The 16,735-nt window shown below is 54.4% G+C and carries 25 protein-coding genes; 19 read left to right on the forward strand and 6 right to left on the reverse strand.

The genetic code is table 11. The features are described 5' to 3' along the window. Positions 1 to 9: 9 nt before the first annotated feature. The 14 genes from rplR to ACJ8J4_RS24580 all read left to right on the forward strand — a co-directional run bounded on the left by rplR (position 10) and on the right by ACJ8J4_RS24580 (position 7,233). Positions 10 to 363 carry a 50S ribosomal protein L18 gene (rplR, locus tag ACJ8J4_RS24515; protein WP_004929748.1) on the forward strand — a complete coding sequence of 118 codons (354 nt, stop codon included), beginning with the start codon at positions 10 to 12 and terminating at the stop codon, positions 361 to 363. Positions 364 to 377: 14 nt separating this feature from the next. Next, entirely contained in the window at positions 378 to 878 is a 501-nt protein-coding gene (gene rpsE / locus ACJ8J4_RS24520; RefSeq protein ID WP_004929747.1) for a 30S ribosomal protein S5, read from the forward strand. A gap of 6 nt (positions 879 to 884) precedes the next feature. Further along, complete coding sequence (gene rpmD, locus ACJ8J4_RS24525) at positions 885 to 1,064, forward strand: 50S ribosomal protein L30 (protein WP_048232028.1); 180 nt, start codon at positions 885 to 887, stop codon at positions 1,062 to 1,064. Between the two features lie 3 nt (positions 1,065 to 1,067). Next, positions 1,068 to 1,502: a 50S ribosomal protein L15 gene (gene rplO, locus ACJ8J4_RS24530; RefSeq protein WP_004929742.1), complete on the forward strand. Its 435-nt coding sequence runs from the start codon at positions 1,068 to 1,070 to the stop codon at positions 1,500 to 1,502. A gap of 7 nt (positions 1,503 to 1,509) precedes the next feature. Continuing rightward, complete coding sequence (secY, locus tag ACJ8J4_RS24535) at positions 1,510 to 2,841, forward strand: preprotein translocase subunit SecY (RefSeq protein ID WP_004929740.1); 1,332 nt, start codon at positions 1,510 to 1,512, stop codon at positions 2,839 to 2,841. Between the two features lie 33 nt (positions 2,842 to 2,874). Further along, positions 2,875 to 2,991 (forward strand): 50S ribosomal protein L36, encoded by a 117-nt coding sequence (gene rpmJ, locus ACJ8J4_RS24540; RefSeq protein WP_002227352.1) that lies wholly within the window; start codon positions 2,875 to 2,877, stop codon positions 2,989 to 2,991. Positions 2,992 to 3,139: 148 nt separating this feature from the next. Then, complete coding sequence (gene rpsM / locus ACJ8J4_RS24545; RefSeq protein WP_004929734.1) at positions 3,140 to 3,496, forward strand: 30S ribosomal protein S13; 357 nt, start codon at positions 3,140 to 3,142, stop codon at positions 3,494 to 3,496. Positions 3,497 to 3,512: 16 nt separating this feature from the next. Continuing rightward, the gene (rpsK, locus tag ACJ8J4_RS24550) at positions 3,513 to 3,902 is read left to right on the forward strand and encodes a 30S ribosomal protein S11 (protein WP_004929731.1); all 390 of its coding nucleotides are present in this window, start codon (positions 3,513 to 3,515) and stop codon (positions 3,900 to 3,902) included. A 30-nt stretch (positions 3,903 to 3,932) separates the two neighbouring features. After that, positions 3,933 to 4,553, forward strand: coding sequence for a 30S ribosomal protein S4 (gene rpsD / locus ACJ8J4_RS24555; protein WP_025304496.1), 621 nt, complete (start codon positions 3,933 to 3,935; stop codon positions 4,551 to 4,553). 25 nt (positions 4,554 to 4,578) lie between these two features. Further along, the gene (locus ACJ8J4_RS24560) at positions 4,579 to 5,568 is read left to right on the forward strand and encodes a DNA-directed RNA polymerase subunit alpha (RefSeq protein ID WP_002919219.1); all 990 of its coding nucleotides are present in this window, start codon (positions 4,579 to 4,581) and stop codon (positions 5,566 to 5,568) included. A 40-nt stretch (positions 5,569 to 5,608) separates the two neighbouring features. After that, on the forward strand, positions 5,609 to 5,998 hold the full coding sequence (gene rplQ / locus ACJ8J4_RS24565; protein ID WP_004929726.1) for a 50S ribosomal protein L17: 390 nt from the start codon (positions 5,609 to 5,611) through the stop codon (positions 5,996 to 5,998). Positions 5,999 to 6,146: 148 nt separating this feature from the next. Next, the gene (locus ACJ8J4_RS24570; RefSeq protein WP_049208531.1) at positions 6,147 to 6,521 is read left to right on the forward strand and encodes a DUF1992 domain-containing protein; all 375 of its coding nucleotides are present in this window, start codon (positions 6,147 to 6,149) and stop codon (positions 6,519 to 6,521) included. Further along, on the forward strand, positions 6,521 to 6,952 hold the full coding sequence (zntR, locus tag ACJ8J4_RS24575; protein ID WP_016930321.1) for a Zn(2+)-responsive transcriptional regulator: 432 nt from the start codon (positions 6,521 to 6,523) through the stop codon (positions 6,950 to 6,952). The genes ACJ8J4_RS24570 and zntR overlap by 1 nt, the downstream gene beginning before the upstream one ends. A gap of 74 nt (positions 6,953 to 7,026) precedes the next feature. Next, positions 7,027 to 7,233, forward strand: a complete 207-nt coding sequence (locus ACJ8J4_RS24580; RefSeq protein WP_025304494.1) for an alternative ribosome-rescue factor A — start codon at positions 7,027 to 7,029, stop codon at positions 7,231 to 7,233. Between the two features lie 57 nt (positions 7,234 to 7,290). Here ACJ8J4_RS24580 and mscL read toward each other — a convergent pair whose 3' ends face one another. The 5 genes from mscL to def all read right to left on the reverse strand — a co-directional run bounded on the left by mscL (position 7,291) and on the right by def (position 12,110). After that, a complete protein-coding gene (mscL, locus tag ACJ8J4_RS24585; RefSeq protein WP_025304493.1) occupies positions 7,291 to 7,707 on the reverse strand; it encodes a large-conductance mechanosensitive channel protein MscL in 417 nt (138 codons plus the stop codon). Positions 7,708 to 7,844: 137 nt separating this feature from the next. Further along, a complete protein-coding gene (gene trkA, locus ACJ8J4_RS24590) occupies positions 7,845 to 9,221 on the reverse strand; it encodes a Trk system potassium transporter TrkA (RefSeq protein ID WP_004929716.1) in 1,377 nt (458 codons plus the stop codon). A gap of 55 nt (positions 9,222 to 9,276) precedes the next feature. Further along, a complete protein-coding gene (rsmB, locus tag ACJ8J4_RS24595; protein ID WP_049208535.1) occupies positions 9,277 to 10,566 on the reverse strand; it encodes a 16S rRNA (cytosine(967)-C(5))-methyltransferase RsmB in 1,290 nt (429 codons plus the stop codon). Between the two features lie 72 nt (positions 10,567 to 10,638). Further along, on the reverse strand, positions 10,639 to 11,583 hold the full coding sequence (gene fmt, locus ACJ8J4_RS24600) for a methionyl-tRNA formyltransferase (protein WP_025304491.1): 945 nt from the start codon (positions 11,581 to 11,583) through the stop codon (positions 10,639 to 10,641). A 17-nt stretch (positions 11,584 to 11,600) separates the two neighbouring features. Then, positions 11,601 to 12,110, reverse strand: a complete 510-nt coding sequence (gene def, locus ACJ8J4_RS24605; RefSeq protein ID WP_015379260.1) for a peptide deformylase — start codon at positions 12,108 to 12,110, stop codon at positions 11,601 to 11,603. Between the two features lie 133 nt (positions 12,111 to 12,243). On the opposite strand from def, the gene dprA reads away from it, so the two are divergent. The 5 genes from dprA to aroE are packed head-to-tail and all read left to right on the forward strand — an operon-like array spanning position 12,244 to position 15,788. Then, positions 12,244 to 13,365 (forward strand): DNA-protecting protein DprA, encoded by a 1,122-nt coding sequence (gene dprA / locus ACJ8J4_RS24610; RefSeq protein WP_043138824.1) that lies wholly within the window; start codon positions 12,244 to 12,246, stop codon positions 13,363 to 13,365. After that, the gene (gene smg, locus ACJ8J4_RS24615; RefSeq protein WP_025160381.1) at positions 13,337 to 13,810 is read left to right on the forward strand and encodes a DUF494 family protein Smg; all 474 of its coding nucleotides are present in this window, start codon (positions 13,337 to 13,339) and stop codon (positions 13,808 to 13,810) included. The genes dprA and smg overlap by 29 nt, the downstream gene beginning before the upstream one ends. Before the next feature lie 25 nt (positions 13,811 to 13,835). Then, complete coding sequence (locus ACJ8J4_RS24620) at positions 13,836 to 14,381, forward strand: DNA topoisomerase family protein (protein WP_025304489.1); 546 nt, start codon at positions 13,836 to 13,838, stop codon at positions 14,379 to 14,381. A 7-nt stretch (positions 14,382 to 14,388) separates the two neighbouring features. Then, on the forward strand, positions 14,389 to 14,958 hold the full coding sequence (tsaC, locus tag ACJ8J4_RS24625) for an L-threonylcarbamoyladenylate synthase type 1 TsaC (protein WP_049203938.1): 570 nt from the start codon (positions 14,389 to 14,391) through the stop codon (positions 14,956 to 14,958). Between the two features lie 11 nt (positions 14,959 to 14,969). Continuing rightward, the gene (gene aroE, locus ACJ8J4_RS24630) at positions 14,970 to 15,788 is read left to right on the forward strand and encodes a shikimate dehydrogenase (RefSeq protein WP_025304487.1); all 819 of its coding nucleotides are present in this window, start codon (positions 14,970 to 14,972) and stop codon (positions 15,786 to 15,788) included. A gap of 37 nt (positions 15,789 to 15,825) precedes the next feature. Here the strand turns inward: aroE and ACJ8J4_RS24635 are convergent, their stop codons facing one another. Further along, positions 15,826 to 16,368 carry a gamma carbonic anhydrase family protein gene (locus tag ACJ8J4_RS24635; protein ID WP_025304486.1) on the reverse strand — a complete coding sequence of 181 codons (543 nt, stop codon included), beginning with the start codon at positions 16,366 to 16,368 and terminating at the stop codon, positions 15,826 to 15,828. Positions 16,369 to 16,735: the final 367 nt, after the last annotated feature.

Genomic DNA, 16,735 nt, shown 5'->3' on the forward strand with positions numbered 1-16,735 from the left:
GGTAACACTATGGATAAGAAATCTGCTCGTATCCGTCGTGCGACCCGCGCACGCCGCAAGCTCCAAGAGCTGGGTGCAACCCGCCTGGTGGTACATCGTACCCCGCGTCATATTTACGCACAGGTGATTGCTCCAAACGGTTCTGAAGTACTGGTAGCCGCTTCTACTTTAGAAAAAGCTATCGCGGAGCAACTGAAGTATTCCGGTAACAAAGACGCAGCAGCAGCCGTAGGTAAAGCTCTGGCTGAGCGCGCGTTGGAAAAAGGGATTGCGAAAGTATCCTTTGACCGTTCCGGTTTCCAATATCATGGTCGAGTCCAGGCACTGGCAGATGCTGCCCGTGAAGCTGGCCTTCAGTTCTAAGGAAGAGGTTTAAGATGGCTCACATCGAAAAACAAGCTGGCGAACTGCAGGAAAAGCTGATCGCGGTAAACCGCGTATCTAAAACCGTAAAAGGTGGCCGTATTTTCAGCTTTACCGCACTGACTGTAGTTGGTGATGGTAACGGTCGCGTTGGTTTTGGCTACGGCAAAGCACGCGAAGTTCCAGCAGCGATCCAGAAAGCGATGGAAAAAGCCCGTCGCAACATGATGAACGTCGCGCTGAACAGCGGCACCCTGCAGCACCCTGTTAAGGGCGCTCACACGGGTTCTCGCGTGTTCATGCAGCCTGCTCATGAAGGTACCGGTATCATCGCGGGTGGTGCAATGCGCGCCGTTCTCGAAGTTGCTGGGGTGCACAACGTATTGGCTAAAGCTTATGGTTCCACCAACCCGATCAACGTGGTTCGTGCAACTATCGACGCTCTGGCGAATATGAAGTCTCCTGAAATGGTCGCTGCTAAGCGTGGTAAATCCGTTGCCGACATTCTGGGGTAATTGACCATGGCTAAGACTATTAAAGTTACACAAACTCGCAGCTCAATTGGCCGTCTGCCGAAGCATAAAGCTACTCTGCTCGGTCTGGGTCTGCGTCGTATTGGTCACACCGTAGAGCGCGAGGATACTCCTGCTGTTCGCGGTATGGTCAACCTGGTTTCCTACATGGTTAAAGTTGAGGAGTAACAGATGCGTTTAAATACTCTGTCTCCGGCTGAAGGTGCCAAGCATGCGCCTAAGCGTGTAGGTCGTGGTATTGGTTCTGGCCTGGGTAAAACCGGCGGCCGTGGTCACAAAGGTCAGAAGTCTCGTTCTGGCGGTGGCGTACGTCGTGGTTTTGAAGGTGGTCAGATGCCTCTGTACCGTCGTCTGCCGAAATTCGGCTTCACTTCACGCAAAGCGATGATCACGGCAGAAGTTCGTCTGTCTGAACTGGCTCTGGTTGAAGGCGATGTTATCGACCTGAACGCGCTGAAAGCCGCTAACGTAGTTGGTGTCCAGATCGAATTCGCGAAAGTTGTACTTTCTGGCGAAGTCGCTCGTCCGGTAACCCTGCGTGGTCTGCGTGTCACCAAAGGCGCTCGTGCTGCTATCGAGGCTGCTGGCGGTAAAATTGAGGAATAAGTAGCAGATGGCTAAGCAACCAGGATTAGATTTTCAAAGTGCTAAAGGCGGGCTCGGCGAGCTGAAGCGCAGACTTTTGTTTGTCATCGGCGCGCTGATTGTCTTCCGCATCGGCTCTTTCATTCCGATTCCTGGTATCGATGCCACTGTGCTTGCCAAATTGCTTGAGCAGCAGAGAGGCACTATCATTGAAATGTTTAACATGTTCTCTGGTGGTGCCCTCAGCCGTGCTTCTATCTTTGCTCTGGGGATCATGCCGTATATCTCGGCATCGATCATTATCCAGCTGCTGACGGTGGTTCATCCAGCGTTGGCGGAAATCAAGAAAGAAGGGGAGGCTGGCCGTCGCAAGATTAGCCAGTACACCCGTTACGGTACGCTGGTATTGGCCATATTCCAGTCGATTGGTATTGCTACCGGTCTGCCGAATATGCCTGGTATGCAGGGCCTGGTGTTAAATCCAGGCTTTGCATTCTACTTTACTGCGGTTGTGAGCCTGGTAACCGGGACAATGTTCCTGATGTGGCTGGGTGAGCAGATTACTGAGCGCGGTATCGGCAACGGTATCTCGATCATTATCTTCGCGGGTATTGTAGCGGGGCTCCCGCCGGCAGTGGCCCATACTATCGAGCAAGCGCGGCAAGGCGACCTGCACTTCCTCCTGCTGCTGTTGGTTGCAGTATTGGTGTTTGCAGTAACCTTCTTCGTTGTTTTCATCGAGCGTGGTCAACGTCGTATCGTCGTTAACTATGCGAAGCGTCAACAAGGTCGTCGTGTTTATGCAGCACAGAGTACACATTTACCGTTGAAAGTGAACATGGCGGGTGTTATCCCGGCGATTTTCGCTTCCAGCATTATTCTGTTCCCGGCCACGATTGCATCATGGTTTGGGGGCGGTACCGGTTGGAACTGGCTGACTACGATTTCGCTGTATTTGCAGCCAGGGCAACCGCTTTATGTGTTACTCTATGCGTCTGCAATCATCTTCTTCTGTTTCTTCTACACGGCGTTGGTTTTCAACCCGCGTGAGACAGCAGATAACCTGAAGAAGTCCGGTGCCTTCGTACCAGGAATTCGTCCGGGAGAGCAAACGGCGAAGTATATCGATAAAGTAATGACGCGTTTAACCCTGGTGGGCGCGATGTACATTACTTTCATCTGCCTGATCCCGGAGTTCATGCGTGATGCAATGAAAGTACCATTCTACTTTGGTGGTACCTCGCTACTGATCGTGGTTGTCGTCATCATGGACTTTATGGCTCAAGTGCAAACTCTGATGATGTCAAGTCAGTACGAGTCTGCATTGAAGAAAGCAAATCTGAAAGGCTATAACCGCTAGTCAGATTCGTTTGAGAAGTTACGGAGAGTAAAAATGAAAGTTCGTGCTTCCGTCAAGAAATTATGTCGTAACTGCAAAATCGTTAAGCGTAACGGTGTCGTTCGTGTGATTTGCAGCGCCGAGCCGAAGCATAAACAGCGTCAAGGCTGATTATCTCGCATATTTTTCTTGCAAAGTTGGGTTGAGCTGGCTAGATTAGCCAGCCAATCTTTTGTATGTCGCACTGCAACATTATTTGAGTATCCTGAAAACGGGCTTTTCAGAATGGTGTTGCTGTATAAAATAGTAGGAGTGCATAGTGGCCCGTATAGCAGGCATTAACATTCCTGATCATAAACATACCGTTATCGCCTTAACGTCGATCTTCGGTATCGGTAAAACCCGTTCACAGGCTATCTGTGCATCCACGGGTATTGCTGAAAATGTTAAGATCAGTGAGCTGTCTGAAGAGCAAATCGAAAAGCTTCGTGATGCAGTTGCCAAATACACCGTCGAGGGTGATTTGCGTCGTGAAATTACCCTGAGCATCAAGCGTCTTATGGACCTTGGTTGCTATCGTGGTTTGCGTCATCGTCGTGGTCTGCCGGTACGCGGTCAGCGCACCAAGACCAACGCTCGTACCCGTAAGGGTCCGCGCAAGCCGATCAAGAAATAATCGGGGTTATTGAATAATGGCAAAGGCACCTGTTCGTACACGTAAGCGTGTAAGAAAGCAAGTCTCTGACGGCGTGGCTCATATCCATGCTTCTTTCAACAACACCATCGTTACCATCACTGATCGTCAGGGTAATGCTTTGGGTTGGGCAACAGCCGGTGGTTCCGGTTTCCGTGGTTCTCGTAAGTCCACTCCGTTCGCAGCACAGGTTGCAGCAGAACGTTGTGCTGACGCAGTAAAAGAATACGGTATCAAGAACCTGGAAGTTATGGTTAAAGGACCTGGTCCTGGTCGTGAGTCTACTATCCGCGCTCTGAACGCGGCTGGTTTCCGCATCACTAATATTACTGATGTGACTCCGATCCCTCATAACGGTTGTCGTCCGCCGAAAAAGCGCCGCGTGTAACGCAGCTTTTAGGATTGTTGGAGAAAGAAAATGGCAAGATATTTGGGTCCTAAGCTCAAGCTGAGCCGTCGTGAGGGCACAGACCTGTTCCTTAAGTCTGGCGTTCGCGCGATCGATTCCAAGTGTAAAATTGAACAAGCACCTGGTCAGCACGGTGCGCGTAAACCGCGTCTGTCTGATTACGGTGTTCAGTTGCGTGAGAAGCAGAAAGTTCGCCGTATGTACGGCATTCTGGAGCGTCAATTCCGTAACTATTACAAAGAAGCAACCCGCCTGAAGGGCAACACCGGTGAAAACCTGTTGCAGCTGCTGGAAGGTCGTCTGGACAACGTTGTTTACCGTATGGGCTTCGGCGCTACTCGTGCAGAGTCACGTCAGCTGGTTAGCCACAAAGCAGTTATGGTAAACGGTCACGTTGTTAACATCGCTTCTTATCAGGTATCTCCGAATGACGTAGTCAGCATCCGCGAGAAAGCTAAAAAGCAGTCTCGTGTTAAAGCTTCTCTGGAGCTGGCTGAGCAGCGTGAAAAGCCGACTTGGCTGGAAGTTGATGCTGCTAAGATGGAAGGCGTGTTCAAGCGTATGCCTGAACGTACCGATCTGTCTGCGGACATTAACGAACACCTGATCGTCGAGCTTTACTCCAAGTAAAGCTTAGTACCAAAGAGAGGACACAATGCAGGGTTCTGTGACAGAGTTTCTAAAACCGCGCCTGGTAGATATCGAGCAAGTCAGTTCGACGCACGCCAAGGTGACCCTTGAGCCTTTAGAGCGTGGCTTTGGCCATACTCTTGGCAACGCACTGCGCCGTATTCTGCTTTCATCTATGCCGGGTTGCGCGGTGACCGAGGTTGAGATTGATGGTGTACTGCATGAGTACAGCACCAAAGAAGGCGTACAGGAAGATATCCTGGAGATCCTGCTCAACCTGAAAGGGCTGGCGGTGAGAGTTCAAGGCAAAGACGAAGTTATTCTTACCCTGAATAAATCTGGCATTGGCCCTGTGACCGCTGCCGACATCACCCATGATGGTGATGTCGAAATCGTCAAGCCTCAGCACGTGATTTGCCACCTGACTGATGAGAACGCGGCTATCAGCATGCGTATCAAAGTTCAGCGCGGTCGCGGTTATGTGCCGGCTTCTGCCCGAATTCATTCGGAAGAAGATGAGCGCCCAATCGGTCGTCTGTTGGTTGACGCCTGCTACAGCCCTGTAGAGCGTATCGCCTACAATGTTGAAGCTGCGCGTGTAGAACAGCGTACTGACTTGGATAAGCTGGTCATCGAGATGGAGACCAATGGCACGATCGATCCTGAAGAGGCGATCCGCCGTGCGGCCACCATTCTGGCTGAACAACTTGAAGCTTTCGTTGACCTGCGTGATGTACGTCAGCCGGAAGTTAAAGAAGAGAAACCAGAGTTCGATCCGATCTTGCTGCGCCCTGTTGACGATCTGGAATTGACTGTCCGCTCTGCTAACTGCCTCAAGGCAGAAGCTATCCACTACATCGGTGATCTGGTACAGCGTACCGAGGTTGAGTTGCTGAAAACGCCAAACCTGGGTAAAAAATCTCTTACCGAGATTAAAGACGTGCTGGCCTCACGTGGTCTGTCTCTGGGCATGCGCCTGGAAAACTGGCCGCCGGCAAGCATTGCTGACGAGTAACCGGATCACAGGTTAAGGTTTTACTGAGAAGGATAAGGTCATGCGCCATCGTAAGAGTGGTCGTCAACTGAACCGTAACAGCAGCCATCGCCAGGCTATGTTCCGTAACATGGCCGGCTCTTTGGTTCGTCATGAGATCATCAAGACGACCCTGCCAAAAGCAAAAGAGCTGCGTCGCGTTGTTGAGCCGCTGATTACTCTTGCCAAGACCGACAGCGTAGCTAATCGTCGTCTGGCATTCGCCCGTACTCGTGATAACGAGATCGTGGCAAAACTGTTTAACGAGCTGGGCCCGCGTTTCGCGAGCCGTGCCGGTGGTTACACTCGCATTCTGAAGTGTGGCTTCCGCGCAGGCGACAACGCGCCGATGGCATACATCGAGCTGGTTGATCGTGCTGAGTCTCAAGCAGAAGTGGCAACTGCAGAGTAATCTGTAGACGCGTAAAAAAACCGGGCTTGCCCGGTTTTTTTACGTCCAAATCCAGCCAAATGTGCGCAATTCCCCCGCTGTGCTTAAGATCCTCGCCCCTATCCGCTATGCTAAGGCTTAATCATTAGGCTAACCGAGGCTGTTTGCCATGGGGTTGCTCGATCAATGGGCGGAACGTCATATCCTTGATGCCCAAGATAAAGGCGAGTTCGACAATTTGCCCGGCCAGGGACAACCATTAGCGCTGGAAGACGATAGCGCGGTGCCGGCTGAACTGCGCGCGGGTTACCGTCTGCTGAAAAATGCCGGTTACTTGCCACCGGAACTGGAAGATCGCAAAGAGGCGCTAACCGTTGCTCGCTTACTGCAAGGGATCAACAGTGAGCATCCAGACTATGTCGATCTCAGCAAGCGCATGTTGCTGTTGGAACATCGATTGCGTCAGGCTGGGATGAGCACGGATTTCTTGCATGGTGAATATCAATGCGCACTGGATGGCAAGTTCACCCGAGAGGAGCAGTAATGTTCAAGATAGGTCAGTTGGCCAAGCTTGCCGAAGTAACGCCTGATACCGTGCGTTACTATGAAAAGCAGGGCATGATGGATCACAATGTCCGCACCGAGGGCGGTTATCGACTCTACACCGAGCAGGATCTTCAACGGCTGCGCTTTATTCGCTATGCTAAGCAGTTGGGATTTACTCTGGAAACGATCGCTGAGCTGCTGTCGATCCGCGTCGATCCTGAGCATCATACCTGCCAGGAGTCAAAGTCGATCGTTGATGCGCGCCTGAGCGAAGTGGAAAGCAAGTTGGCTGAGCTGACGCGTATGCGTGAATCGTTGAAGCGGCTGAGCGACGCCTGCTGTGGCACTGCCCATACCAGCAATTATTGTTCGATCCTGGAAGCTTTGGAACAGGGCGCCAGCGATGACAAAGGCAAAAAAGGTTGCTGACGGCACTTTAATTTTTATATTGCCGGCAGTATTATCGCCCCGTTTTATCCCTCATATTTTACAGGAGCATTATCATGACGAAATATCGTCACACCAAAGGCCAGATTCAAGATAACGCCATTGAGGCGCTGCTGCATGATCCTCTATTCCGTCAGCGGGTAGAAAAGAATGTGAAAGGTAAAGGCAGCTATCGGCGTAAAGAAAAACACAACAAAGGCGGTAACTGGGAGGCCAGTGGTAAAGTATCAAGCGATAATTTACCACTGGCCTTCTGGTTTTAAGTATTAAAAAAGCCACCTGATGAAGGTGGCTTTTTATTGGCATAACCAAACGCTGTCTTACAGTTTTGGCTGCTGTTGCTGGCTCAGCAAATCACGGATTTCCGTCAGCAGTTTCTCTTCTGCGGTAGGTGCCGGCGGCGCTGCGGGCGCTTCTTCTTGTTTGCGGCGCATTTTGTTCATCAATTTAATCGCCAGGAAGATGGCGAAGGCGACAATCACGAAGTCGAATACGGTTTGGATGAATGAACCGTAGTTCATTACCACCGCCGGTACGGCGCCCTGAGCTTCACGTAATACCAGATGGAACTGTTTAAAGTCGACGCCGCCGATCAGTAAGCCCAGCGGTGGCATGATGATATCAGCCACGAAGGACGAAACGATCTTGCCGAATGCGGCACCGATAATCACACCGACGGCCAGATCGACCACGTTGCCACGCATGGCAAATTCGCGAAACTCTTTCAACATACTCATAGAACGCACCCCTTGCAGAATTAATAACTCAAGTTTAACAAAGCAATTTCCCTTTGCCACAAAAGGAGAGAAGTTTTATCTCCTCCCAAGGCAGAGAACAACCACGCGATTATAGACCATAGCCAAATAAATTCGTTCTACAAGAAGAACGGGCTCGGTTGGAACAAGCGTTCAACGTCAGGCACGAATTTCTTGTCGGTAATAAACATGATGACGTGATCGCCCTGTTCGATTTTGCTATTGCCGTTGGCAATGATCACGTCGTCGCCACGCACGATCGCACCGATGGTCGTCCCCGGTGGCAACTTGATATCTTCGACGATGCGGCCGACCACTTTGGAGGTGCTTTCATCGCCGTGGGCAATCGCCTCGATCGCTTCCGCCACGCCGCGGCGCAGCGACGAAACGCTGACGATATCCGCTTTGCGCACGTGCCCCAACAGGGCGGAGATGGTCGCCTGCTGCGGCGAAATGGCGATATCAATCACGCTGCCCTGCACCAGATCGACATAGGCGCGGCGCTGGATCAATACCATTACCTTCTTGGCGCCCATGCGCTTAGCCAGCATGGCGGACATGATGTTGGCCTCATCGTCGTTGGTGATGGCGATGAAAACATCCACCTGCTCGACGTGCTCTTCGGCCAGCAGTTCCTGATCGGAGGCATCGCCGTAGAACACGATGGTATCGTGCAGCTGTTCGGCGAGTTCGGCGGCGCGTTGCTGATTCCGCTCGATCAGTTTGACGTTGTAGTCTTTTTCTAGTTTGGCGGCCAGGCCGGCGCCGACGTTGCCGCCGCCGACGATCATGATGCGCTTATACGGTTTTTCCAGCCGCTGCAGTTCGCTCATCACCGCGCGGATGTGCTGTGAGGCGGCGACGAAGAACACTTCATCACCGGCTTCGATAATGGTCGAGCCTTGCGGACGGATCGGCCGATCCTGGCGGAAAATAGCGGCGACGCGGGTGTCAATATGCGGCATGTGTTCGCGCATTGAAGAGAGCGCATTGCCGACCAGCGGGCCGCCGTAATAGGCTTTAACCGCGGCGATGCTGACCTTGCCTTCTGCGAAGTTGACCACCTGCAGGGCCCCGGGGTACTCAATCAGTTTGTAGATATAGTCAATGACCAGCTGCTCCGGCGAAATCAGATGGTCGATTGGCACCGCTTCCGGCAGGAACAGTTTCTCCGACTCGCGGATGTATTCCGGCGCGCGGATGCGGGCGATACGGTTGGGAGTATTAAACAGAGAATAGGCGATCTGGCAGGCGATCATGTTGGTTTCGTCGGAGTTGGTGACGGCAACCAGCATGTCGGCGTCTTCTGCGCCGGCTTCGCGCAGCACCCGAGGGTGGGAGCCATGTCCCTGAACCACCCGAAGATCGAATTTATCCTGCAGCTGACGTAACCGGCCGGAATCGGTATCGACGACGGTGATGTCGTTGTTTTCACCCACCAGGTTTTCCGCCAGCGTCCCGCCAACCTGACCGGCACCAAGAATAATTATTTTCATCGTGTTCTCTGCTTCACACTGAAAGACTTAGGGCGCGCGAGCACGCCCTGAAGAATTACATTTTAATCAGCTTAGCGTAAAAGAAGCCATCGCCGTCCTCGGGATGCGGGATATTCTGCCGCCCTGGCCGCTGCGCATCGCCGGTTTCAACCAGCTTGGCATCGGCGTGGCGCTGCAAGAACGCGGCGATCTGGCTGCTGTTTTCATCCGGCAGGATAGAGCAGGTGGCGTAAACCATCACGCCGCCCGATTTCAGATGCGGCCAGACGGCTTCCAGGATCTCGGCCTGAAGCGCGGCGAGTTCGGCGATGTCGCGATCGCGGCGCAGCCATTTGATGTCGGGGTGACGGCGGATCACGCCGGTAGCGGAACAAGGCGCGTCCAACAGGATACGGTCGAACTGTTTGTCACCGCACCATTGTTGCGGAGTGCGGCCATCGCCCAGCTTAACTTCTGCGTGCAAACGCAGGCGCTGCAGGTTTTCCTTCACCCGTGCCAGACGCTGTTCGTCGATATCGACGGCCATGACGTGCGCTTTCGGCGCCGCTTCCAGAATATGCGTGGTTTTGCCGCCAGGAGCGGCGCACAAATCGAGGATCTGTTCGCCGTCTTGCGGATCCAACAGATCGACACAGCCCTGGGCTGAGGCATCTTGCACGGTGACCCAGCCGTCGGCGAACCCAGGCAGATCGGCCACGGCGCAAGGCGCCAGCAACCGCACTGCGTCGGCATAGTCTGCATGAGGCTCCGCGGCGATGCCGGTGTCGGTCAACAGCTGCAGGTAAGCTTCGCGGCTGTGATGCAGGCGGTTGACGCGCAGCCACATTGGTGGCTTCTGGTTATTGGCGTCGACGATCTGTTCCCAGTTGGCGGGATAAGCTTGTTGAATGCGTTTCAGCAACCAGCTCGGGTGCAGATAGCGGCTGTCGTTGTTGGCAGCGCGCTGTAGCAGCTCTTCCTGCTGGCGCTGGAACTGCCGCAAGACACCGTTAATCAGGCCTTTCAACTGCGGGCGTTTCAGCGCTACCGCGCCTTCCACGGTTTCTGCCAGCACGGCGTGCGCCGGGATACGGGTATACAACAGCTGATACAAGCCGACCATCAGCAAATAGTGCAGCGTACGCTGCTTGCCGGTCAGCGGCTTGGCCATCAATTGTTGAATACACCATTCAAGCTGCGGCAGTACACGTAACGTGCCGAAGCACAGTTCCTGCAGCAACCCGCGGTCTTTATCGCTGATGGAGGTTTGCAGTGTCGGCAGGACAGTGCTTAGCGACTGCCCTTGATCCAGTACCTGGCCGATGGCTTTGGCAGCGATGCTGCGGAGATTGTAATTATTTTTCATAGGCTGAAGCTGATAACGATCGGCATTAAGAAAATAACGGCCCGACGATGAACGGCCGGGCTGTGGGGTGACTTACAGCCGGTTACCCGGGGTAAACCATTCACGACGTGAATTTAATAGGTCTTGCGCCAACATCGGTTTCTTGCCGGCGGGCTGCAGTTGGATCAGGTTGAGGATACCGTCGGCAGTCGCCACCTGAATACCGTGCTTGTCGGCATGGACAACGGTGCCTGGCTCCGCGTTGGCGCTTTGCGCCAGTACGCTGGCCTGCCACACTTTCACCGGTTGATCGTCGATGGTGAAATAGCTGACCGGCCAAGGGTTGAAGGCGCGGATGCAGCGCTCCAGCTGTGCGGCGGACAGTGTCCAGTCCAGACGAGCTTCTTCTTTGCTCAGTTTCTCGGCGTAGGTGACCAGCGCTTCGTCCTGAACTTCGCGGGTGGCGCTGCCGTCTGCCATTTGGTGCAGCGTAGTCAACATGCCCTGCGGGCCGAGCTGTGCCAGCTTGTCGTAGAGACTGGCGCTGGTATCGCTGCTCTCAATCGGGCAAGCAATCTTGTGCATCATGTCACCGGTATCGAGACCGACGTCCATCTGCATGATGGTCACGCCGGTTTCGCTGTCACCGGCCCAGAGCGAACGCTGGATCGGCGCCGCGCCGCGCCAGCGAGGCAGCAGCGAGCCATGTACGTTGATGCAACCGAGACGCGGCATATCCAGCACCGCCTGCGGCAGGATCAGCCCGTAGGCCACTACCACCATCACGTCGGCGTTGAGATCGGCCACCAGGCGCTGGTTCTCTTCGGGACGCAGCGATTTGGGCTGAAATACCGGCAGTTGGTGCTGCTCGGCCAGCACTTTGACCGGGCTGGGCGTCAGCTTGTTGCCGCGGCCTGCCGGGCGGTCGGGCTGGGTAAAAACGCCGACAATCTGGTGCTCAGATGACAACAGCGCGTCAAGATGACGCGCTGCAAAGTCTGGTGTTCCGGCGAAAATAATCCGTAAAGAGTCAGACACGTTGATTTCCTGATCGGTTAGGCGCGGGCTTGAAGCTTGGCCATTTTTTCCAGTTTCTGACGAATGCGCTGACGCTTGAGCGGCGACAGGTAATCGACGAACAGTTTGCCCATCAGGTGATCCATCTCGTGCTGGATGCAGATCGCCAACAGGTCGTCCGCTTCCAGTTCGAAAGGTTTGCCTTCACGATCCAGTGCGCGGATCTTCACCTGCGCGGCGCGCGGCACTAACGCACGCTGCTCGGGAATGGAAAGACAGCCTTCCTCGATGCCGGTTTCGCCGCTTTTTTCCAGCAGCTCCGGATTGATCAGCACCAGGCGCTGATCGCGATTCTCGGAGACGTCGATCACGATAATGCGCTGATGGATATCCACCTGAGTCGCAGCCAAGCCAATGCCTTCCTCTGCGTACATGGTTTCAAACATATCATCCACGATGCGCTGGATATCTGCATTGACTTCTTTTACCGGCGCTGCGACTTTGCGCAGACGCTCGTCTGGGAAATGTAATACCTGCAAGACTGACATATATCTTTAGATCTGTATCCGAGTAATGAACGAGGTTTAACCTCTATTCTAGACATTTCCCGACCTGATTGACAGCATTGTGCACCAATTGCTCAGATTGGTAATACCACCGTTTTTGCTGAGGGAACAGACGATGCGGCCGGAAGAGATCGCTTTACGGATGCGAGGGGTAACGGGGCTACAGACCGTCGTGGCCAGCCGGATCGTGCAGCAGCTATCGCAAATGGGTTGCGAGCCTCGCCGCGTGCTGCATGAGCTGGGATTGAACGAACGGCAGCAGACGCAGTTCAACCAGTTGGATCCCGGTTATCTGTCGGCCAGCCTGCGTTGGTTGGAGCTGCCGGCGCACCGTATGCTGAACTATGGGGCGGCCGGCTATCCCGAACGCCTGGCCCAGATCGACGATGCGCCGCTATTTTTGCTGATCGAGGGCGATCCTCAGGCGTTGTTGCACCCGCAGCTCGCCATGGTTGGCAGCCGGCAGTTCAGCCACTACGGCGAACGTTGGGCTAACCATTTTGCCGAGGAATTGGCGCGTTGCGGCTTCACCATCACCAGCGGTCTGGCTATCGGCATCGACGGTATTTGCCATCGTGCGGCGCTGGCGGCCGGTGGCTGCACGATTGCGGTGTTGGGTAGCGGGCTCGGCAATATCTATCCGCGCCGGCACCGCCGGCTCGCGGAGCAGATAGTCGAGCAGGGCGGCGCTGTGATTTCAGATCATTTAGTCACCGACTTGCCTCTGGCCGACCATTTTCCTCGCCGTAACCGTATTATCAGCGGGCTCAGCCTGGGCGTTCTGGTCATAGAGGCTTCGCTGCGCAGCGGTACCTTGGTGACGGCTCGCTATGCGTTGGAGCAGGGGCGTGAGGTGTTCGCCTTGCCTGGGCCATTGGGAAACCCGATGAGTGAGGGTACGCATTGGTTAATCCAGCAGGGTGCGCATCTGGTCACCGGGCCGAAAGATATCGCCGAATTGCTGGGAAGCGGCCTTCAATGGCTGTCACTGAACGAAAATACAACTATTTGTGCGTCGCAGGCTGAAGTTGAATTGCCATTTGCCGATGTGTTGGCTAACGTAGGAGATGAGGTGACACCTGTTGACGTCGTCGCTGAACGTGCCGGCCAACCTGTGCCAGTGGTGGTAATCAAGTTACTCGAACTGGAGTTAGCAGGGTGGATCGCAGCTGTACCCGGCGGCTATGTCCGAATAAGGAGGGCAAGCCATGTTCGACGTACTCATGTACTTGTTTGAAACTTATATCCACAATGAACCAGAGATGCGCGTCGATCAGGATCAACTGACCGATGATCTCGCTCAGGCGGGGTTTCATCGGGATGATATCTACAACGCGTTGAATTGGCTTGAGAAGTTGGCTGACCTGCAAGAAGGTCAAAATGCCCCTTACTTTATGGATGCCGATCCGCTGGCAATGCGGATCTATACCGAAGAGGAAGGTGCGCGTTTGGACGCCGGCTGCCGTGGTTTTCTCCTGTTCCTGGAACAGATTCAGGTATTGAACCTCGAAACCCGTGAAATGGTTATCGATCGCGTTATGGCTTTGGATAATGCGGAATTCGATCTCGAAGATCTGAAATGGGTCGTGTTGATGGTGCTGTTTAATATCCCCGGATATGAAAGCGCCTATCAGCAAATGGAAGAACTGTTGTTTGAAGTGAACGAAGGTTATCTGCATTGAGCCGATAACGCGCATAGAAGACGTTATGACAAAAAACGCGATTTTTGCCGCCAGGCAAAATGAACCCTGCCCGGAATGCGGGGCCGAGCTGGTGATCCGTAGCGGTCGCCACGGCCCCTTCCTCGGCTGTTCCCAGTATCCTGAATGCCAATATATTCGCCCGCTGAAAGCGCAGGCCGATGGGCATATCGTCAAAGTGTTGGATGGGCAACCGTGCCCGAAGTGTCAGGCGACGTTGGTGCTGCGCCAGGGGCGCTATGGCATGTTTATCGGATGCAGCGATTATCCGCAATGCGATCACACTGAAGTGATCGATAAGCCTGATGAAACCGCCATTACCTGTCCGCAGTGCGGCCAAGGCAAACTGCTGCAGCGCAAGTCGCGTTACGGCAAGGTTTTTCATTCCTGCGATCGTTACCCGGAATGCCAGTTCGCCCTCAATGTTAAACCTGTCGCCGGTGAATGCGCCTATTGCCATTATCCGCTGCTGATGGAAAAGCGCACGGCAAAAGGGCCCGTCCTGTGCTGCGCCAGCAAGCTGTGCGGAAAACCCGTCGCGACTACAGAATAATCACATCATGAACTCAGAATTAAGCCCGAACCTTTTATCTATCATCGATGCTTTGCATCAACAGCAGGTGATTGCCTATCCTACCGAAGCCGTATTCGGCCTGGGTTGCGATCCCGACAGCGAACAGGCGGTCAATGCATTGCTGGCGCTGAAACAGCGGCCGTGGGAAAAGGGGCTGATTCTGATCGCCGCCGACTATGCGCAGCTTAAACCTTATATCGACGACAGTGCGCTCAGCGAACAGCAGCGCACGACGATGTTTGCCAGCTGGCCTGGGCCGGTAACCTGGGTGTTGCCTGCTCGCCCGGAGACGCCACGTTTGTTGACCGGGCGCTTCAGCTCGCTGGCGGTGCGCGTCAGCGATCATCCGTTGGTGCAGCTGCTGTGCCGGCAGTACGGCAAGCCGCTGGTGTCGACCAGCGCCAATCTCAGCGGGCTGGAGCCGTGCCGCAGTGCCGATGAGGTTACACGGCAATTCGGCGAAGCTTTCCCGGTATTGGCCGGCGAGGTGGGCGGCCGTCTTAATCCTTCCGAAATCAGAGATGTTCTGACCGGCGAACAGATCCGTCAGGGCTAGAGGTAATAGGCATGGAGAAGTTTGCGGTATTTGGCAACCCTATCGGCCACAGCAAGTCGCCGCGAATTCATGCGCTGTTTGCTGCCCAGACCGGCATTGAGCATCCTTATGGAACAGTGCTGGCGCCGCTGGACGGTTTTGAAACCAGCCTGCAGGCGTTTATTCATGCCGGAGGGCTGGGGGCGAACGTCACGGTGCCTTTCAAGGAGCGAGCTTATTCGGCCGCTTCTGAGCTGAGCGAGCGCGCAGCGATGGCTGGTGCGGTCAATACTCTGAAGGTGTTGCCGAATGGCGATCTATTGGGGGATAACACCGACGGCATCGGTTTGCTGACCGATCTGCAGCGTCAGCAATTGATCCGGCCGCAGGATCGCATTCTGCTGGTGGGCGCCGGCGGTGCGGCGCGCGGTGTGATCCTGCCGCTGCTGTCTTTCGGCTGCCGGTTAACAATCACCAACCGTACCTTCAGCCGGGCCCAAGAGTTGGCCGACGCTTTCCGGCATCTGGGGGAGATCTCGGCGGCGCCGATGGATCAATGTGATCAGCAAGCGTTCGATCTGGTGATCAATGCGACGGCGTCCGGCATCAGCGGGGAGGTCCCGGCGTTGCCTGCGGGCGTAGTTAACGCGCAAACCCGTTGCTATGACATGTTTTATCAGCAGGGCGTCACGCCGTTTCTAGCCTGGGCGCAGAAGCAGGGGGCAACGGAATATGCCGATGGGCTGGGTATGCTGGTGGGGCAGGCGGCGCATGCCTTCCTGCTTTGGCACGGCGTAATGCCAGAGATCGAGCCGGTATTGCGCCAGCTGCGCAGCGAACTGGCGGCATAAATCCCGCCCCGTTCTCTTTATAGGGAACGGGGGGCTGTCAGATGTCTTCCGACAGGTATTCATCTTTCCAGCGTACATAGTTGTTCGAAGAATAAAGCAACCCTTCCAACTCGGCGGCGGTTAACGGCCGAATCTGGCGTGCCGGGCTACCCATATAGAGATAGCCGCTGGCCAGACGTTTGCCTGGCGCCACTAAACTGCCGGCGCCAATCATCACGTCGTCTTCTATTACTGCACCGTCCAACAGGATCGATCCCATACCGACCAGCACTCGGTTGCCGATGGCGCAGCCGTGCAGCATCGCTTTATGGCCCACGGTCACGTCTTCTCCAATCAGCAGGGGATAACCGTCAGGGTTATGTTCGGAGCGATGAGTCACGTGCAGTACGCTGCCGTCCTGAATATTGCTGCGTGCGCCGATCTTTACCGCATTGACGTCGCCGCGGATGGCGACCAGCGGCCAGATACTGACGTCATCCGCCAGATCGACGTCGCCGATGACGACGCTGGAAGGATCGATCAGGACGCGCTGACCGAGTTTAGGGGTGTATTGAAGATAAGAACGTACTGCATCGGACATAGTGCTGCCTCACCTCGGGATCATATTTACCGGCAATACTAGACTCTGACGATGGAATTACAACCAATCTCAGCGCCGGATCCTGCGGAAAATGGCCCTGATCGCACAAGATCCACCCGGAAGGGCTGAAAAGTGTGCAAACAGAAAGAAAAGATCAAAAAAGGGGTTGTGCAAAAAACTCGGATCCCTATAATGCGCCTCCATCGACACGGCGCAAGTGATTCACTTCACACAGCGGCCGGGAAGAAAGAGAAAAAATCCTGAAAATTAGGGTTGACTCTGAAAGAGGAAAGCGTAATATACGCCACCTCGAGTTAGCAAGCGAAAGCGCCTAACTCACTGCTCTTTAACAATTTATCAGACAATC

It is taken from the genome of Serratia sp. CY47280, from assembly GCF_052168655.1.
Lineage (GTDB): Bacteria > Pseudomonadota > Gammaproteobacteria > Enterobacterales > Enterobacteriaceae > Serratia > Serratia bockelmannii.

What these genes read in the sequence shown, in the direction of transcription:
- rplR (WP_004929748.1), top strand. Translation starts at nt 10, where the DNA reads ATGGATAAGAAATCTGCTCGTATCCGTCGTGCGACCCGCGCACGCCGC.
- rpsE (WP_004929747.1), top strand. Translation starts at nt 378, where the DNA reads ATGGCTCACATCGAAAAACAAGCTGGCGAACTGCAGGAAAAGCTGATC.
- rpmD (WP_048232028.1), top strand. Translation starts at nt 885, where the DNA reads ATGGCTAAGACTATTAAAGTTACACAAACTCGCAGCTCAATTGGCCGT.
- rplO (WP_004929742.1), top strand. Translation starts at nt 1,068, where the DNA reads ATGCGTTTAAATACTCTGTCTCCGGCTGAAGGTGCCAAGCATGCGCCT.
- secY (WP_004929740.1), top strand. Translation starts at nt 1,510, where the DNA reads ATGGCTAAGCAACCAGGATTAGATTTTCAAAGTGCTAAAGGCGGGCTC.
- rpmJ (WP_002227352.1), top strand. Translation starts at nt 2,875, where the DNA reads ATGAAAGTTCGTGCTTCCGTCAAGAAATTATGTCGTAACTGCAAAATC.
- rpsK (WP_004929731.1), top strand. Translation starts at nt 3,513, where the DNA reads ATGGCAAAGGCACCTGTTCGTACACGTAAGCGTGTAAGAAAGCAAGTC.
- rpsD (WP_025304496.1), top strand. Translation starts at nt 3,933, where the DNA reads ATGGCAAGATATTTGGGTCCTAAGCTCAAGCTGAGCCGTCGTGAGGGC.
- ACJ8J4_RS24560 (WP_002919219.1), top strand. Translation starts at nt 4,579, where the DNA reads ATGCAGGGTTCTGTGACAGAGTTTCTAAAACCGCGCCTGGTAGATATC.
- rplQ (WP_004929726.1), top strand. Translation starts at nt 5,609, where the DNA reads ATGCGCCATCGTAAGAGTGGTCGTCAACTGAACCGTAACAGCAGCCAT.
- ACJ8J4_RS24570 (WP_049208531.1), top strand. Translation starts at nt 6,147, where the DNA reads ATGGGGTTGCTCGATCAATGGGCGGAACGTCATATCCTTGATGCCCAA.
- zntR (WP_016930321.1), top strand. Translation starts at nt 6,521, where the DNA reads ATGTTCAAGATAGGTCAGTTGGCCAAGCTTGCCGAAGTAACGCCTGAT.
- ACJ8J4_RS24580 (WP_025304494.1), top strand. Translation starts at nt 7,027, where the DNA reads ATGACGAAATATCGTCACACCAAAGGCCAGATTCAAGATAACGCCATT.
- mscL (WP_025304493.1), bottom strand. Translation starts at nt 7,707, where the DNA reads ATGAGTATGTTGAAAGAGTTTCGCGAATTTGCCATGCGTGGCAACGTG.
- trkA (WP_004929716.1), bottom strand. Translation starts at nt 9,221, where the DNA reads ATGAAAATAATTATTCTTGGTGCCGGTCAGGTTGGCGGGACGCTGGCG.
- rsmB (WP_049208535.1), bottom strand. Translation starts at nt 10,566, where the DNA reads ATGAAAAATAATTACAATCTCCGCAGCATCGCTGCCAAAGCCATCGGC.
- def (WP_015379260.1), bottom strand. Translation starts at nt 12,110, where the DNA reads ATGTCAGTCTTGCAGGTATTACATTTCCCAGACGAGCGTCTGCGCAAA.
- dprA (WP_043138824.1), top strand. Translation starts at nt 12,244, where the DNA reads ATGCGGCCGGAAGAGATCGCTTTACGGATGCGAGGGGTAACGGGGCTA.
- smg (WP_025160381.1), top strand. Translation starts at nt 13,337, where the DNA reads ATGTTCGACGTACTCATGTACTTGTTTGAAACTTATATCCACAATGAA.
- ACJ8J4_RS24620 (WP_025304489.1), top strand. Translation starts at nt 13,836, where the DNA reads ATGACAAAAAACGCGATTTTTGCCGCCAGGCAAAATGAACCCTGCCCG.
- tsaC (WP_049203938.1), top strand. Translation starts at nt 14,389, where the DNA reads ATGAACTCAGAATTAAGCCCGAACCTTTTATCTATCATCGATGCTTTG.
- aroE (WP_025304487.1), top strand. Translation starts at nt 14,970, where the DNA reads ATGGAGAAGTTTGCGGTATTTGGCAACCCTATCGGCCACAGCAAGTCG.
- ACJ8J4_RS24635 (WP_025304486.1), bottom strand. Translation starts at nt 16,368, where the DNA reads ATGTCCGATGCAGTACGTTCTTATCTTCAATACACCCCTAAACTCGGT.